The sequence below is a fragment of the Streptomyces sp. NK08204 genome (assembly GCF_020400585.1).
Classification (GTDB): Bacteria; Actinomycetota; Actinomycetes; order Streptomycetales; family Streptomycetaceae; genus Streptomyces.
On the sequence record NZ_JAINVF010000026.1, the window covers coordinates 20,355 to 36,545 of the forward strand.

The window sequence follows — 16,191 nt, forward strand, 5'->3', positions numbered from 1 at the left end:
GTAGTGACATCGGCATAGTGCCTTCATACGTAGATCGACACCAGACATCGTCCCCCCGAGGATGGAGAGCAATGCTCAACGACTCGAGGAGAGATGATGCCAACCGAGACTCCCCGCAGCGATGGGGCACTGGCGGGGCTAGCCCGGTTCTGTTACCGGCGGCGCCGCTTGGTCCTCGTGACCTGGATCATCGGCGTGATCGCCCTGGCGTTCGTCGGCTTCCGGTTCGGCGCCGATCCTGACAACGACTTCACCGGCGGTGACTCCGGCTCGGCCAAGGCTCAGGCTCTGATCGAGAAGCACTTCCCCGAGGAGCAGGGGGACACGCTGACCCTCGCGATCAAGGCGGAGAAGGGGATCGACGACCCCGCCGCCCGCATGAAGATCGAGAAGGTCATCGCCAGTCTGGACGCATCCCCCGTCACCGGACCGGTGACGTCGCCGTACGACGACCAGCGGCTGGTGACGCAGGATCGCAGGATCGCCCGCACCACGATCCCGCTGACCATCAAGGAGGTGGACAAGTCCAAGGTCAAGCCGCTGGTGACCACGGTCAAGGACGCCTCCGGCGACGGTGTGACGCTGGGTCTGGGCGGCGAACAGGCGGAGAAGGCCGAGACGCCCAAGCAGGGTCCGGCCGAGAGCGTGGGCGTCCTCGCGGCGGCGGCGATCCTGTTCGTCGCCTTCGGCTCGCTGGTGGCGATGGGCCTGCCGATCGTGACCGCGCTGCTGGCGATCCTCGGCGGTATCGCCCTGATCAAGCTTGTCGGGTACATCGTCCCCGCCCCGGACTTCACCGTGCTCGTGGCGGCGCTGATCGGCCTCGGTGTCGGCATCGACTACGCGCTGTTCATCGTGACCCGCTACCGCGAGGGCCTCGAGGCGGGCGACGAGCCGGAGACCGCCACGGTCAAGGCCATCACCACCGCCGGTCACGCGGTGCTGTTCGCCGGCACGACCGTCGTGATCGCGCTGCTCGGCCTGATGACCATGGGACAGCGGCTGATGACCGGCGTCGCCATCGGCGCGTCGGTGACCGTGCTGGTGACGATGATCGCTGCGGTCACCCTGCTTCCGGCGTTCCTCGGCTTCACCGGCTACAAGATCAACTCCCTGCGGCTGCCCCGTCGCACCTCCCGCAAGCAGCGGATGGACGGTGTCCCCTCCCGGGAGCGCCGCACCCCCGCCGAGCGCTGGGCCGGTGTGGTGCAGCGCAAGCCGCTGGTCGCCGCGGTGCTGGCCGGTGCCGGCCTGCTGGTCCTGGCGGCCCCCGCGCTGTCGATGCGGCTGAGCCTGCCCGACGCGAGTGTGCAGCCCCACGACAGGAGCAGCTACACCTCGTACAAGATCCTCTCCGAGGGCTTCGGCCCGGGTTACGGCGCGCCCCTGATCTTCGCCACCGAGGTCGGCTCCCAGGGCGGTGATCTCGACCCCGTCATCCAGGCGGTCAGGAAGACCGACGGCATCGCCTACGCCACGGAGGCGCGGGTCAGCAAGGACCAGCAGGCCGCCACCTTCATGGCCTTCCCCAAGACGGGATTCCAGGACAAGGCGACCACGAATCTGGTGCACGTGCTGCGCGACGACGTCCTGCCCGATGCGTCCGGCGGCAAGAAGGTCTACATCGGCGGCCCGAACGCCGGGGCGATCGACTTCGCCGAGGAGACCGGCACGCGTCTGCCCTGGATGGTCACGGTCGTCATCCTGCTGTCCCTGCTGCTGCTGGTCGCGCTGGTCCGGTCGGTCACGATCGCCCTCCAGGCCGCCGTGATGAACCTGCTGTCGATCGGTGCCGCCTACGGCGTGCTGGTCGCGGTCGTGCAGTGGGGATGGCTCGGCTCGGCCCTCGGGTTCCCGACCGACATGCCGGTCACGACCTGGGTGCCGATGATGATGTTCCCGGTCCTGTTCGGACTGTCGATGGACTACGAGGTCTTCCTGATCTCGCGGGTCCGCGAGGAGTACGAGCGCACCGGTGACACGCGGACGGCCGTCACCCGAGGACTGGCGCGGACCGCCAAGGTCATCACGGCCGCGGCCGCCATCATGGTCGCGGTCTTCACGACCTCGTTGCTCGGCCCGGACGTCTCGGTCAAGCAGATCGGTCTGGGCATGGCTGTCGCCGTGCTCATCGACGCCACGATCATCCGGATGGTCCTCGTCCCCGCGGTGATGGAACTGTGCGGCAAGGCCAACTGGTGGATGCCCGGAAGCCGCAAGTCGAAGACGGCCGCGGCACCCCAGGCCGGGGTCGAGGAAGGGGCGACGGTCTGACCTGCTTCGCGTCGGGAGCCCCCGTCCCCCAGGGACGGGGGCTCCCGGCTTGCCGCACGGTGACGGCCACGTGGGCGTGGCCTGAACACAACCGCTCCGCAGTCCATTACATATGTCATGGCTCACGGTCAGCAAAAGTAATGTGGGAGACGCATATGCGGTAAGGTGCCCGCTCACCTCTTACGTTGATCCCGAGAAGTGGATAAGGTTGTCATAAGAGCGCCGATGCTTCGCCTGCTGATGAAGCATCGGCATCATTCTTGGTGCTCTGGCGATGAGTGGAGAAAGAAGCGCGCGAGCTTGTGATACACCCGACGATTTACGGGGGTAAGCCGGGGTCATGGCATGTCGATCGACGACGGAGAACTGCAAGACGAAATCCATAGCCAACGATGCGGGCGGCGTCCGGCGTCTGCTGCTGAGTCCGCTGAACGAGGATGCCACCGACGAACAGATCCTGCGGGGCATACTCGGAGGCGAACCGGACCGCGAACTGCTCGACTTCGCGGCCGGAGCCGGCGGGAATCGCCGGCTGCTCGCCGAATTCGCGCTGGGGCTGGTCGAAGAAGATCTCGTAAAGGCACATAATGGAGCGATCCGGCTGGCTGAACGCCGGATTCCCCACCGTGTTCCGGCATTCGTCAAACGCCGGTTGGACGATCTGAGCACGAGCTGCCAGCACTTTCTGAAGGTTGCGGCCGTATTAGGCAGATCCTTCATGCTGGAGGATGTGTCCAGAATGCTGGACCGCTCCTCGGCCAGCCTGCTCTCGCCGTTGGACGAGGCGATCGCCTCGGGCTTCGTCGTCGCGAACGAGCTTCAGCTCGTGTTCCAGAGCGATTTTGTCCTGCGAGGGATCATCGAATCCATTCCCGCTCCGGCGCGGGACGCGTTGCAGCGCGAGGCGATGAGGCCCGGGAGGCGCACCGAGACCTACGATCAGCAGTTGTGGGTGGCCGGGCGTCCGACGTGGACGACCGGACATCCGACGGAGCCGTCCCGCGGAGCGGATGAGGGCGCCGACGGGGTGCACTCACGTGCCCTCGGTCTGCTCATGGACGGAAAGGCGACGGCCGGGATCCGGGAGGCGGAGCGGATCCTCTCCGGTTCCGGATACCCGGAATCCGACCGGCTGGACGCCGAGGCGTCGATGATCCTCGGCTACTCCCTGCTGGGCATGGAAGAGGCCGAGAAGCACGCGGCGAGGGTTCTGCGGGAACGAAGGGCCGGACAGGGCGACATCGCCTCGTTGATGGCCTTGACGGCGCTCTCCCAGGCCCGCTGGAAGGCCGGAGAACTGGCCGAAGGCCTCAGCCTGGGACGTACCGCGGTCCGGCACAGCGACCATGTCCCTCCCGTCTGGCGCCTGCATTTCCAGCTTGCGCTCGCCGGAAAGCTCGCCAACCTCCGAGAATTCGAGAAGGCGGAATCGCTGATCGACGACGCGGAAGCAGGCCTGCACACACTGCCCACGCGGCTCTGGAACGCCGCACCCGCGGCCCTGCGGTCCCGGTTGTTCCTGCAGGCCGGGCGATTCGGCGACGCCCGCCGGCAGGCGGAACTGGTCACGGCCGCGGCGGGGCCCGACGCTGTTCCCCTGTTCCGGCCGCTCGCGTACTGCGTGCTCAGTACCGTCTCTCTCCACATGGGCGACCTGCCCGGCGCGGCCGAGCACCTGAAGCGGGCGCAGGGCGAACTGGCGACGGACCCGGCGGTGCTCCACTCCGCGCAGTACGCCTGGACGGAAGTGCGGATCGCGGTGATGAGAGAAGGCCCTCGGGCGGCCGTCGAGCTGTTCGGCGACAAGTACAGCAACCTTCCGACGCAGCGCAGCCTGTACATCGAGGACCCGGCCGCCGCCGCGTTCCTGGTCCGCCTCGCGCTCGACATGGGCGACACAGACCTGAAGCGGAGCGTCCTGGACACCGTGGACGGTCTCGCGGCGGACAACCCCGGGATCTCCGTCGTCGGTCTCGGCGCCGTGCACGCGAACGCCTTGGTGAACGGCGATCCGGCCGGATTGGCACGCATCATCGCGCAGTCGCCGGATCCGATCTCCGTCGCCCTGGCGACCGAGGAACTCGCCAAGATCTACGGCACCCGGGCTCCGGTGAGGAGAAGGAACATGACGTCGCTTCCTTCCGGCCCGATCCCGGTGAGTTCCCAGGAGGTCGCCACTGCTCAGCCGAAGACCGCGTGCTGGTCGGTTCTCTCCGACATGGAGCGGCGTATCGCCTATCTGGTGAGCGTGGGCATGACCAACCGCGAGATCGCCAAGCAGGTCCATCTCTCGGCGCACACGGTGAACTACCACCTACGGAAGATCTACCGGAAGCTGGGCATCAAGACCCGCGTCGAACTGGCTCGCGGAGCCGCCTCCTACTCGAGCCGTGCGGCGATCTATTCGCTGGAGGGCGAGGCAGAGCCGGGTATCGAAGGAGTCGTCGGCTGATTCCTGACTCGACGCCAGGCAGGACGGGTGAGGCCCTCGGAAAGCCGGGCGGGACATCATGTCCCGACTCGACCGTCCGAGGGCCTCGTCGTGCGTTCAGACCGCCGATCCGGGCCGCTGCGAGGCGGCACCGCCGGAGGAGAGTGCCTCATGGGCGAGGAAGTGCCTGGTCAGCTCGACACGGCTGTTGATGTCGAGCTTCGAGAAAACGCGCCGGAGATGGCTGTCGACGGTGTGGGGTGACAGGAACAGGCTGCTCGCGGCCTCTCTGTTGGTCTTGCCGTCGACGATCGCCCGTACGACGCGCAGCTCCGCGCTCGTCAGGCTCTCCCAGCCCGACTTGGGCCGCTCGGCGCCCGGCCCCCGCTCGTGGTGCACGCCGAGACGGCGCAGCTTCTTCTGCACGCGCGCCGTGTCCCGCTGCGCGCCGCAGTCCAGGTAGAGGTCCAGTGCGGACTCCAGGAGCCGGACGGTACGGGTCCTGTTCCCCATGTCCTGTTCGACCCTCGCCGCGTCCTCCAGCGCGCTGCCCGCCGCCAGCGGACGGGCGGCGTGCCGGTGCAGTTCCACGGCGCGGTGCAACGCCACCATGTCGTTGCGCAGGACGCCCTCGGCGTGTTCGGCACTCCCCACGAGCGAGCGCACCGCCGGGTTGCGCTCGGCGATGTGCCGGGCGAACTCGGCCGCCCGCTCGGCCTCCGCGCCGAGCCCCGCCTGCCCGGCCAGGCGGACGAGCATGGCCGCCGCCGTCGGGACCTCGGTGAAGAGCAGAGGATCGGGTTCGACCTTCCCGTCGGTGTCGATCAGCGTCCGGACCATCATCGCCGGTCGTCCACTGGCCGCGTGGAAGTGTGCGAGTGCCCAGTCCAGGCGGGCCTTGTCGGCTTGCCCCGCACCGGTCGTCAGCCGCTCGGTCATACGCAACTGGTCGCTGGCGGTGGCGAGGTCACCCCGGTGCATGCTGAGTCGCGCCAGCACGAGGCGGGCCGGCACCGAATCCTGCGCCGCCGACCGGTCCGCCAGCCGGAGCGCTGCCTCGGCCTCGCCCCGCGCCTCCTCGATACGGCCTGCGGCTGCCAGGAGTTCGGCGTGGTGGCCGTACCAGAGGGTCTCCGGCCAGGCCTCACCGAACCTCTCCGCCTCCTGCTTCACGGCCTGGCAGACCGCCGTCGCCTCGTCGAACAGGTCTGCCGCGACGAGGGCTCGGACCAGCCATGTCCACAGCGGGCGTTCGCAGGCGCCGCAGTGCGCCGGGGACATGGCATGCCGAGGCACCCGGGTGACGAGGCCGTCCGCGCCGGCACGGGTGCCGTCGCCGGAGCCCCCGTCCCGCCGGGGGAGGAGCGGTGACGCGAGGGCGGTGGGACGGCCGCCCCACGGTGCGGTGACCGCGGCGGGTGCGCCGCTCGCACACTGAGCGGTCTCGGCGAGCGCCGTCCGCAACGCGGCACGCTCCGCCTCATCGATGTCCTGCCGGGTCAGCGTTCGCTGCAGAAGCCCGGCCGACACGCCGTGGCAACCGGCGTCCCGCAGTCCCTGGCTCAGTTCCCTCACCAGTTGTGCCTCGGCCGCCGCCTCCACACCGGGCCGCAGGGCGACTCTCGCGAGACGGACGGACTCGGTGCTCCTGCCTGCTCCGGCGAGCAGACGCAGGGCAACGGCCACCGTTCGCGGAACGTCGTCGAACACGTCCCCCAGGGCCGACATGGCCCGGGCCGCCAGATCCTCGCAACCGCACCCGGGCGGCTGCGCAGCCGCCGGTGCGGCGGGCGTGACGACCGGTACGGCGGCGTCCGGCTGCCGGGCGGAGGCGTCCGCCACGCCGGCCGGGGCCCGATTCCCGCCGGGAACGGGGGAGGGCAGGCCCGCGGGCTGCGGCCCGCCCAGGGCGCGGCCGTCGCACGCCGACGCAGCGGACGCCACGGCCGCGGCGGACTCCCACTCCTGGAAGGAGGGTTGAAGAAGCGCTTCCGCGACCACCTCGTGCGTGATCGTCAGCTCCTCGCCGTCTCTGTGCACCAGGCCGACGTGCACCGCCTCCTCGACACTCGCGGACAGCGAGGACGGCTCCGTGACCGACTCGCCGAGCGCGGCTGCCACGTCCTCGGCCGTGAACGTACGACCGATCCTTCTGCCGGACACGAGCAGACGCCGGACCGCGGGGGACATCCCGTCGAGCAGGCTGCCGACAGCGGTGGGGAAACCTTCGGGCAGCCGCTCGGCCATCACCGAGGCCGTGCCGTCCACGACGACCACGTGTCCCGCGCGGCGGAACGCGTTGAACAGGTTCTCCAGCAGCCAGGGGTTACCGCCGCAGCGGGCCGCCCAACGCAGCACCGACGCATCCGGGTCGGCCCCGAGGATGCCGGTGCACATCTCGGCCACCGCCTCGTCGTCCAGCGCGCCCAGGGCAAGCCGTACCGCCGCATGGTCGATCAGCCAGCCGAGGGCATGCTGCCCGAGCGACGGGGCGGGAACCGGTCGGCGGGCGAGCAGCCACAGCACCGGTGAGGGGGCGAGCGACTGCACGAGCCCGCGAAGGGCCAGACCGCCGGCGTCGTCGATCCGCTGGGCATCGTCCAGGACGAACACCAGAGGGCGCCTGCGTGCCGCGCTCTCGACCAGTTCACCGACCCGGTCCACCAGCCAGAAGGGATTCCGGTCCGGGCGGACCAGATCCTCGAAATCTGCCTCACCGGGCATGATGTGCCGCAAGAGATTGATCAGTAAGTGAAGGGGGGCCGGCCGATCGGTCCCGCTCGCCTCCCCGGCGGCCACGGTCATGCCGCGTTCCGCCGCTTCCAGGGACAGAGCTTTCAACAGGTGCGTCTTTCCCGTGCCGAACGGACCCTCGATGACGAGGCAGCCGCCGGAGCCCCGCGCCACGGCGTCCATATGACTGTCCAGCGTGGGCAGTAAGTTTTCCCGCCCTGTCAACGGATTCATGATTACCCCCGTGATGTTCCCGACAATCCTCCAACACCTGCCATGAGCCTGGCAGGAAATACTCATCGAGTGCCAACCAGCCGTCAATGAGCAGACGGACGTCTATGCAGTCGAGTGGTCCGCACTACTCGCGCGAGTAGTGGGCCGGAGCTTCGCACCGTGTTTAACATCTTGCCCATGCCGATTCCGTGTTGAGCGGCGCAGGGCAGTGGATGTACTTCTCCAGAAATTGGCACTGTTTCCCGGGAGGCGTGGTGGCGAGTGTACTCGGCAAGGCATTGCCCCGCGCCCGAAGTGACGCCGTATCAGCGCATTCGTCGGAGTGCGAGAGGCGCGCGCACGAAAGCGGGGCGGCGGCGACCGTCCCGGGCCGCGAGACGACCGGCCGCTGCCGGCTGGTCGCGGTGTCGTCCGGCCGTCAGCGCGTGCACGAGCCGCGCCGGGGCGGCCGACACACAACACAGGAGGAGACATGTCCGAAAGCGCCGTGGCGGCGGAACTCCGTGCGGTCATCGAGGAATCGGCCCGGCTGTTGGGCGTACCCTGCGCGCGTGAGACGGTCGGGCCCGTCCTGACCACGTACGGGGATGCGTTCGAGCATGACGCGACCGTGGTCGCCTTCCGGGTCGCGACCGGGGTGCGCCACGTCGGGGAGCTCGACTGCCGCTTCATGACGCACCCGAAGCACCGCGACCCCTACGCCCTGGCCCTGTCGAACGGCCTCACCCCGAAGACGGACCACCCTGTCGGCGCCCTGCTCGCCGACATGCAGGAACGGCTGCCCGTCGACAGCCACGGAATCGACTTCGGAGTCGTCGGCGGCTTCAAGAAGATCTACTCGTTCTTCACCCCGGACGACCTACAGGAGCTGTCGGCACTCACCGGTATCCCCTCGATGCCGCGCAGTCTGGCCGAGAACGCCGGCTTTTTCGCCCGGTACGGTCTCGACGACCGGGTCGGCGTGATCGGCGTCGACTACCCGAGCCGGACCGTGAACGTGTATTTCAACGACGTCCCCGAGGACTGCTTCCGATCGGGGACGATCCGCTCGATGCTCCGTGACTCCGGTTTCGGGGAGCCGAGCGAACGGATGCTCAGGATCGGTGCGGCGTCGTTCGGGCTGTACGTCACGCTGCGCTGGGACTCCGCGAAGATCGAGCGGATCTGCTTCGCCGTCACCACCACGGACCTGTCGTCACTTCCCGTCCGTGTCGAACCGCAGATCGAGAGGTTCGTGAGCAGCGTTCCGCACACCGGCGGCGACGGCAAGTTCGTCTACGGCGTCGCGCTCGCCCCCGAGGGCGAGTACTACAAACTCGAGTCTCACTACAAATGGAAGCCAGGAACAATGGACTTCATTTGATCGGCGCATTCATCCAGGGCCTTCGAGTACTACTCGGTCGAGTAGTGGACCGGACGAAAGAAATCACTAACCTCATTTCAGCACTGTGCAAACCTTCCTTGCGGCCATGACGAAAAGGACTGAATCCATGACGACGTCGAAGCGTTCCTCGGACTCGGAATTCTCACCGCGGCGCAGATCGCTGCTGCTCGGTGGTGCCTCGGCCGCGGCGCTGGCCACCTTCGGCCCCGCCGGGACGGCCGCGGCCGGCCGGCGCACCCGCTCGGTCGCCGAGACAGCCGCCTCCTTCGACTTCGACAACGACAACTTCCTGCTGAGTCTGATGGCCTCGTTCCGTCCGGAACGCGACCCCATCGCCCCCATGGACGTGACCATCCTCCACCGGTTCATCCACCTGTCGACGACCGCGTGGTTCGACGCGCTGGCGCCCTACCACCCGACCGCGGTGGGTGTGCACTCCCGGCTGGGCCGTCGCCCCTCCAGCGAGTCCACCACCAACAGGAACCGGAACATCGCTGCCCTGTACGCCTCGTACCAGGTCATAAAAGGCATCGAACCGGGGCGGGAACCAGCGTTCCGGGAACTGATGACCTCGGTCGGCCTGAACCCTGACGACGCCTCGGAGGACCGGACCAGTCCTGTCGGCATCGGCAACCTGGCCGGCAAGGCCGTCGTGGCGGCCGGCCTGCGCGACGGCATGAACCAGCTTGGCGACACGGGCCGCCGCTACAACGGTCAGCCCTACGCGGACTACACCGGCTACCGACCGGTGAACACCGCCTTCGACCTGGTCAACCCCTCGCGCTGGCAGCCGAAGCTGGGGCCGCACAGCCGTCGCCTCGGCGGGGGCGCGGGCGACAAGGGCGTCTTCGTCGTCCAGCACTTCGTCACCCCGCAACTGCGGCTGACCAAGGCCCACACCTTCCAGGACCCGAGCCAGTTCGAGCTCGCCCCGCCGGACCACAGCGACTACACCCGGGTCAAGGCGTACAAGCGCTCGGTGGACGAGATCCTGGAAGCGTCGGCAGGGCTCACCGACCTGCAGAAGATGACGGCGGAGTTCTTCGACAACAAGATTCTGGCAGTCGGCAGGGCGGTGCCCGCCGCGGGTCTGGCCCACGGGGACCTCGACCTGGACACCTGGGTCCATCTGCTCTTCACGAGCACGGTGGCGATCTGGGACTCCCTGATCGCCCTCTGGCACTACAAGGTCACGTACGACTCCGTGCGGCCGTTCAGCGCGATCCGGCACGTGTACGGCACCTCTGCGGTGACCGCCTGGGGCGGACCCGGCAAGGGGACGGTCGACGACATGCCCGCCAACGAGTGGGCCAGTTACCTGAACGTGGGCGACCACGCGGAGTACCCGTCCGGCTCCACTACGGTCTGCTCGGCGCAGGCCCAGGCGACGCGGCGCTTCCTCGGCGACGACCGTCTGGAGCTGAGGTACTCGGCCCCGGCCGGCACCTCGCTGGTGGAGCCCAGGCTCACCCCCGCCGCGGACGTGAACCTGCACTACGCCACCTGGACCGACTTCGTCTATGACTGCGCCATCAGCCGGGTGTGGGGCGGTGTGCACTTCAGGAAGACGGTCGAGAGGTCCATCGACTTCGGCGCGCAGTTCGGCGACCGGGCCTACGACTACGTGCAGAAGTACATCAAGGGCGACGTCGATTCCTGAACGCGGACGTCCGGCGGGCGAGGGCGACTCGGCGAATGTGCCGGTCGCCCTCGCCCGCTCTGGGTGGTGACAGTGACGGGACCCGTGATCTCGGCGAACCTCCGGTCACGCACCGACGTCAGCGGCCCTGGGGGGTCACCAGGCCCGACTCGTAGGCGAAGACCACGAGCTGGGCGCGGTCACGGGCATGGAGCTTGATCATGGCCCGGTTGATATGGGTCTTCGCGGTCAGCGGGCTGATCACCATTCGGTCGGCGATCTCGTCGTTGGACAGGCCCTGCGCGGCCAGCGCAACGGCCTCGCGTTCCCGGTTGGTCAGCTCGTGCAGCCCGGTGCCGACCTCGAGGCTGGGGGGCTGGGAGATGTACCGGCCGATCAGCATCTTGGTGATCGACGGCGCGAGCAGGGCGTCACCGCGCGCGGCGACACGTACGGCGTGCAGAAGGTCGTCCGGCTGGATGTCCTTGACGAGGAACCCCGCGGCGCCGGCGCGCAGCGCGTTGAACACGTACTCGTCGACGCCGTAGTTGGTCAGGATGACGACGTGCACCCCGGCCAGGGACGGGTCCGCGGCGATCCGACGCGTCGTCTCGATGCCGTCCATCACGGGCATCTGGATGTCGACGAGCGCGATGTCGGGCAGGTGTTTCCTGGCGAGGGCGAGGCCCTCCTTGCCGTCGGCGGCCTCGGCCACCACCTCGATGTCGTCCTCGGCGTTGAGGAGCGCGCGGAAACCGCTGCGGATGAGCGGCTGGTCGTCGAGCAGCAGTACACGAATCATGAGACACGAGCCACCGGGAGTTCGGCCTGGACAGTGAATCCGCCCTCGCTGCGCGGCTCCGCCCGCAGATGGCCGCCCAGAGCGGTGACGCGCTCCCGCATTCCGAGCAGCCCGACGCCGGGCACCGGGGCGTAGTGGGGCGAAGCCGTACCGTCGTCGTCGACGCGGATCGCGAGGGAGTCCGGACGGTAGGCGATCCGGATCGACGCGGTGGCGGCGGCGGCATGGCGGGCGACGTTGGTGAGCGACTCCTGAACGATCCGGTAGGCGGTCCGGTCGACCGCGTCGGGCACGTCCTGACGTTCTCCCTCGATCGTCAGCGTGGTCTTGAGGCCGATTCCATGGGCACGCTGCACCAGTTCGGGTACCCGGTCGAGGCCGTACGACGGAGACGTGGTGTCGTCGCGCAGGGTCTCCAGGGTCGCGCGCAGTTCGCGGGTCGCCTCACGGCCGGCCTCCTGGATCGCCAGCAGCGCCTCCGGCACCGGCTCGCCCCGCTTGCGCGCCAGGTGGACGGCGACTTCGGACTGCACCTTGATGATCGAGATCTGGTGGGTGAGCGAGTCGTGCAACTCCCGCGCTATGTGCAGCCGCTCCTCGCTGGCGCGCAGCCGCGCGGTCTCCTCGCGGGTGCGCTCGGCTTCGTCCGCCCGCTGTTCGGCCTGCCGCAGCGCCTCGCCCGCGGCACCGGCGGCGATCAGCCAGGCCAGTTCCAGGACGCCACGGGCCTGTGCGAACGCGTCCGCCGTGGGCCCGTCCGCGGAGGCCATGACCGCGAAGGGCAGGCACAGCAGCATCACCACGGACACCACCACGGTGACGAGGCGGTGCCCTGACCGTACGGCGGTGTAGACCGCGACCAGATAGGCGACGGCGGGAACCTCGAACCCGGCCGCGTTGTACCCCAGCACACACAGCCCCGTGATGAGCAGGACGGACACGGGAGCCCGGCGGCCGGCGGCCAGGGCCAGGCCGCTCGCCACCACCAGCGCGTAGCCGAGCGGTTCGAGGAACGTGGTGACGTGCTTCCCGGCCAGGGCGGTCGTCAGCAGTACCGCAGCCAGACCCAGCGCGATCACCCAGTCCCTGACCTGGGCCCAGACACGGGACAGTCCTGTGCTCATAGGCGCACCATAACTGGATCATGCCACGGGCGAGTCCTCCTTGTGGAGGAACGGCCGCCTACCGCCCGCGCAGTACCCCGGTCAGCGGTGCACCGCGCCCACGCGCGCCCCGGGACCACCGGTGTGTCCCCCCTCCCTGAGCAGCGAGGTGAGCAGTTCACCGAGGATCTGCGGGCCGTGCTGGGTGAGTATGGACTCGAGATGGAACTGCACGGACCGGAATCCCGCCCCGCGCAGCGCGTGGACGTCGCCGGTCCTGGGGTTCCGGCTGATCGCTGTCGGCCCGCGCCCCTCGGTACCGGGGACGAAGTCCACCGCGGCGCGGGCGGTGTAGGTGTTGTAGAAGCCCACGCGTTCATGGTGTCCGAACAGGTCGACCAGCTTCTGCACGCCCTGGTTGGGCACCGGCAGCCGCACGATGTCCAGGCCCAGCTCCGAGGCGAGTATCTGGTGGCCCAGGCAGATGGACAGGAACGGGACGCCGCCGGCGAGCAGGTCGCGGGTGAGCGCGTGGAGCGAGCCGATGCGCGGGTCGGTCGCGTCGCAGGGGTCGCCGGGGCCGGGACCGACGATGACGAGGTCGAACTCCTCGGGGAACAGCGGCTGGTCGAAGCGTGTGAGCGTGGTCCGCAGGCCGAGGGCTCGCAACTGATGGCCGAGCATCCCCATGAACGTGTCCTCGTTGTCGACGATCAGCGCATGCCGCCCGGCCAGCACCGGGTCCGGTGCGCTGCGCCGGCCGCCGTCGAGCCAGAACTGCGACAGCGTGCTGTTGCGGGACCGAAGCGCCTCGCGCACCCGGGCATCGGCGGCCGGTGACGGATGGTCGGTCACCTCCGCGGGCGCACCCGCCCCGACGCCGTCCTCCCGCGGTGCGAGGCCGAGCGCGTGGAGCACCCCCGCGGCCTTGGCCCGGGTCTCGGCCACCTCCGAAGCCGGGACGGAGTCACGGACGAGGGTGGCACCCACGCCCAGCCGCAGCCGGCCGCCGCCGTCGATCTCGGCGGTGCGGATCATGATCGCCGAGTCGAGGGTGCGGCTGCCCGCCGCGTCCCGGCCGATCAGCGCCAGTACCCCGCCGTAGTATCCACGGCCCGTCGTCTCATGACGGCCGATGACCCGGAAGGCGTTCTCCAGCGGGCTGCCGGTGACGGTCGGCGCCAGCAGCGTCTCGCGCAGCACGTCGCGCACATCGAGATCGCTGTCGCCGGTCAGGATGTATTCGGAATGCGTCAGCCGCGCCATTTCCTTGAGAAACGGGCCGTGCACCCGGCCGCCGTAGCTGCACATGCGGGCCATCATCTTCAGTTCTTCGTCGACGACCATATAGAGTTCGTTGGCCTCTTTCCGGTCGTTCAGGAACTCCAGGATCCCGGAAATGTCCGGACCGGTCGAAGGGTGCCGGTAGGTCCCGCTGATGGGGTTCATCGAGACCGTGCCGTCGGCCATGCTGACGTGCCGTTCCGGCGACGCGCCGACGAACGTGCCCGCTCCGGTGTGGAACAGGAACGTCCAGTACGACCCGGGCTCGCCGGTCAGCAGCCGCCGGAAGACGGCCAGCGCCGTGCGCACCGGACAGTCGTCCAGCTGCGCGACGAAGGACCGCCGGATGACGAAGTTGGAGCCGGCGCCCTGCCCGATCTCCTCGCGCAGCACCCGCTCCACGACCGCCGCGTAGTCCTCGTCGCTGATGTCGAAGCCGGCGTCGCAGACCCGCGCGGTCAGCTCGGGCAGGCCGGCCAGGGCCTGCTCGCGGCTGACCGCGGCCTGGTCCTGGACACGCAGGGCGAGCAGCGGCGCGTGATCGTCGCGACAGGTGAAGCCGCGTTCGGTGATCTGCCGGTAGGGAACCGCCACGAGCAGGTCCTGCCGCGCTGCGCCCGCCGGCCCGTCGGGCAGGGGCAGTTCGGCGAGACGGGGCACCTCATGGATCTCGCCGGTCAGGACCTCCACGCGCGCGTCCTCGGCGGAGCCGGGCCGGTACAGCAGGGCGAAGGCACGTCCGTCCTGGCCGAGTCCGGCCAGAGCGTCCGGGGGGCCGGCCGCGCTCGAATCCGTCCCGTGCATACTCGCTCCCCTTTGTGTGAGATCAGATGACCCCTCTCGATATTGCGGAGGAGAAAGGAATCGCACAATGACGTGAAGCCGCCATCACGTGTTCCAGGTATGGCGCGCCGGCATGGCGTGAACGGCTGAACAGATAGCACTACTCGGGCGGGTAGTGTGCCGGGCGGCGCATCGAGATTACGGTCGTGGCATACCAGTTCGACGAGAGCGGTGAAAACGACTGTGGACGTGCTGGTCCAAAAATATGGCGGTACCTCTTTGCAGACGCTCGACTGTGTTCACCGCGCCGCCCTCCGTGTCGCGGCGGCGCGGCGGCGCGGGCCGTCGGTGGCCGTGGTCGTCTCCGCGCGTGGCGGCAGAACCGATGACCTGCTGCGACTGGCGGCCGACGTCGGCGCCGCGTCCCCGTCCCGGGAACTGGACCAGTTGCTGGCGGTGGGCGAGCAGGAGTCCGCGGCGCTCATGGCCCTCACCCTGAACCGGATGGGGGTGCCGGCGATCTCGCTGACCGGTCAGCAGGCCGGGATCGAGACCAGTGACAGGCACGGTGAGGCGCTCATCGCGCGGATCGGGGCGGCACGGGTGCGGACGGCTCTGGAAGCCGGCCAGGTGGCTGTGGTCACCGGATTCCAAGGGGTCGACGCCGCCGGGGACGTCGCCACGCTCGGGCGTGGTGGCTCCGACACCACTGCGGTCGCACTGGCGGCGCGACTTCGCGCATCGGCCTGCGAGATCTACACCGACGTGGACGGCGTCTTCAGCGCCGATCCCCGCATCCTGCCCGCGGCGCGGTGTCTGCCGTGGGTCGAACCTGGCGTCATGGCGGAGATGGCGTTCGCGGGCGCGAAGGTGCTGCACACCCGTTGCATCGAACTGGCCGCCATGGAAGGGGTCGAAGTGCGCGTGCGGAACGTGTCATCACTGGCGCCCGGAACCGTCGTCGTCGACCGGCCGGACGACCGGCCGCTGGAAACCCGGCGGGCGGTCGTGGCGGTGACGCACGACACGGATGTCGCCCGCGTGCTCGTGCACTGCCGTGACAGTCGCCGGGACCTGGCTCCCGACGTCTTCGAGGTGCTGGCCGCACAGGGGACGGTGGTGGACCTGGTGGCCAGGTCCGGTCCCTACGAGAGCGAGTTCCGCATGGGGTTCACCATCCGCCGCAGCCAGGCCGACTCCGTGCGGACCGCACTGCACCAGGTGACGGCCGCCCACGGCGGGGGCGTGCACTTCGACGAGAACGTCGGCAAGGTCTCGGTCGTCGGGATGGGCCTGCTCAGCCGTCCCGAGTACACGACCAGGCTCATGGCGGCGCTTGCCTCGGCCGGGATCCCGACGAGCTGGATCTCCACATCCCAGATGCGGCTGTCCGTGATCGTGCCGCGCGAACGCACCGTCCACGCCGTCGAGGCCCTGCACCGCGAGTTCCACCTCGACCGGCACGAGCCGCTCGACGTCACCTCCACGGCGTCCGGCCGCTCCGCCACCGTTTGAGAAAGGCAG

At 69.1% G+C, this 16,191-nt stretch carries 9 protein-coding genes; 5 read left to right on the forward strand and 4 right to left on the reverse strand.

Features of this window, described 5'->3' with window-relative positions:
• Positions 1-177: 177 nt before the first annotated feature.
• A complete protein-coding gene (locus K7G59_RS28620; RefSeq protein WP_225839261.1) occupies positions 178-2,274 on the forward strand; it encodes an MMPL family transporter in 2,097 nt (698 codons plus the stop codon).
• 340 nt (positions 2,275-2,614) lie between these two features.
• Positions 2,615-4,726, forward strand: a complete 2,112-nt coding sequence (locus K7G59_RS28625) for a LuxR family transcriptional regulator (RefSeq protein WP_225839263.1) — start codon at positions 2,615-2,617, stop codon at positions 4,724-4,726.
• Between the two features lie 96 nt (positions 4,727-4,822).
• Here K7G59_RS28625 and K7G59_RS28630 read toward each other — a convergent pair whose 3' ends face one another.
• Positions 4,823-7,672, reverse strand: a complete 2,850-nt coding sequence (locus K7G59_RS28630; RefSeq protein WP_225839265.1) for a LuxR family transcriptional regulator — start codon at positions 7,670-7,672, stop codon at positions 4,823-4,825.
• 472 nt (positions 7,673-8,144) lie between these two features.
• On the opposite strand from K7G59_RS28630, the gene K7G59_RS28635 reads away from it, so the two are divergent.
• Together K7G59_RS28635 and K7G59_RS28640 are read left to right on the forward strand one after the other, a co-directional pair.
• Positions 8,145-9,035 carry an aromatic prenyltransferase gene (locus K7G59_RS28635; protein ID WP_225839267.1) on the forward strand — a complete coding sequence of 297 codons (891 nt, stop codon included), beginning with the start codon at positions 8,145-8,147 and terminating at the stop codon, positions 9,033-9,035.
• Positions 9,036-9,162: 127 nt separating this feature from the next.
• On the forward strand, positions 9,163-10,716 hold the full coding sequence (locus K7G59_RS28640; protein ID WP_225839269.1) for a DUF6851 domain-containing protein: 1,554 nt from the start codon (positions 9,163-9,165) through the stop codon (positions 10,714-10,716).
• Positions 10,717-10,834: 118 nt separating this feature from the next.
• Here the strand turns inward: K7G59_RS28640 and K7G59_RS28645 are convergent, their stop codons facing one another.
• From K7G59_RS28645 to K7G59_RS28655, 3 genes are all read right to left on the reverse strand, one after another.
• On the reverse strand, positions 10,835-11,497 hold the full coding sequence (locus K7G59_RS28645) for a response regulator transcription factor (RefSeq protein ID WP_225839271.1): 663 nt from the start codon (positions 11,495-11,497) through the stop codon (positions 10,835-10,837).
• Positions 11,494-12,621, reverse strand: a complete 1,128-nt coding sequence (locus K7G59_RS28650) for a sensor histidine kinase (protein ID WP_225839273.1) — start codon at positions 12,619-12,621, stop codon at positions 11,494-11,496. Before K7G59_RS28650 ends, K7G59_RS28645 begins: the two co-directional genes overlap by 4 nt.
• 81 nt (positions 12,622-12,702) lie before the next feature.
• The gene (locus K7G59_RS28655; RefSeq protein WP_225839275.1) at positions 12,703-14,688 is read right to left on the reverse strand and encodes an anthranilate synthase family protein; all 1,986 of its coding nucleotides are present in this window, start codon (positions 14,686-14,688) and stop codon (positions 12,703-12,705) included.
• 210 nt (positions 14,689-14,898) lie between these two features.
• Between K7G59_RS28655 and K7G59_RS28660 the strand changes: the two genes are divergently transcribed.
• Positions 14,899-16,182, forward strand: a complete 1,284-nt coding sequence (locus K7G59_RS28660) for an aspartate kinase (protein WP_225839277.1) — start codon at positions 14,899-14,901, stop codon at positions 16,180-16,182.
• Positions 16,183-16,191: the final 9 nt, after the last annotated feature.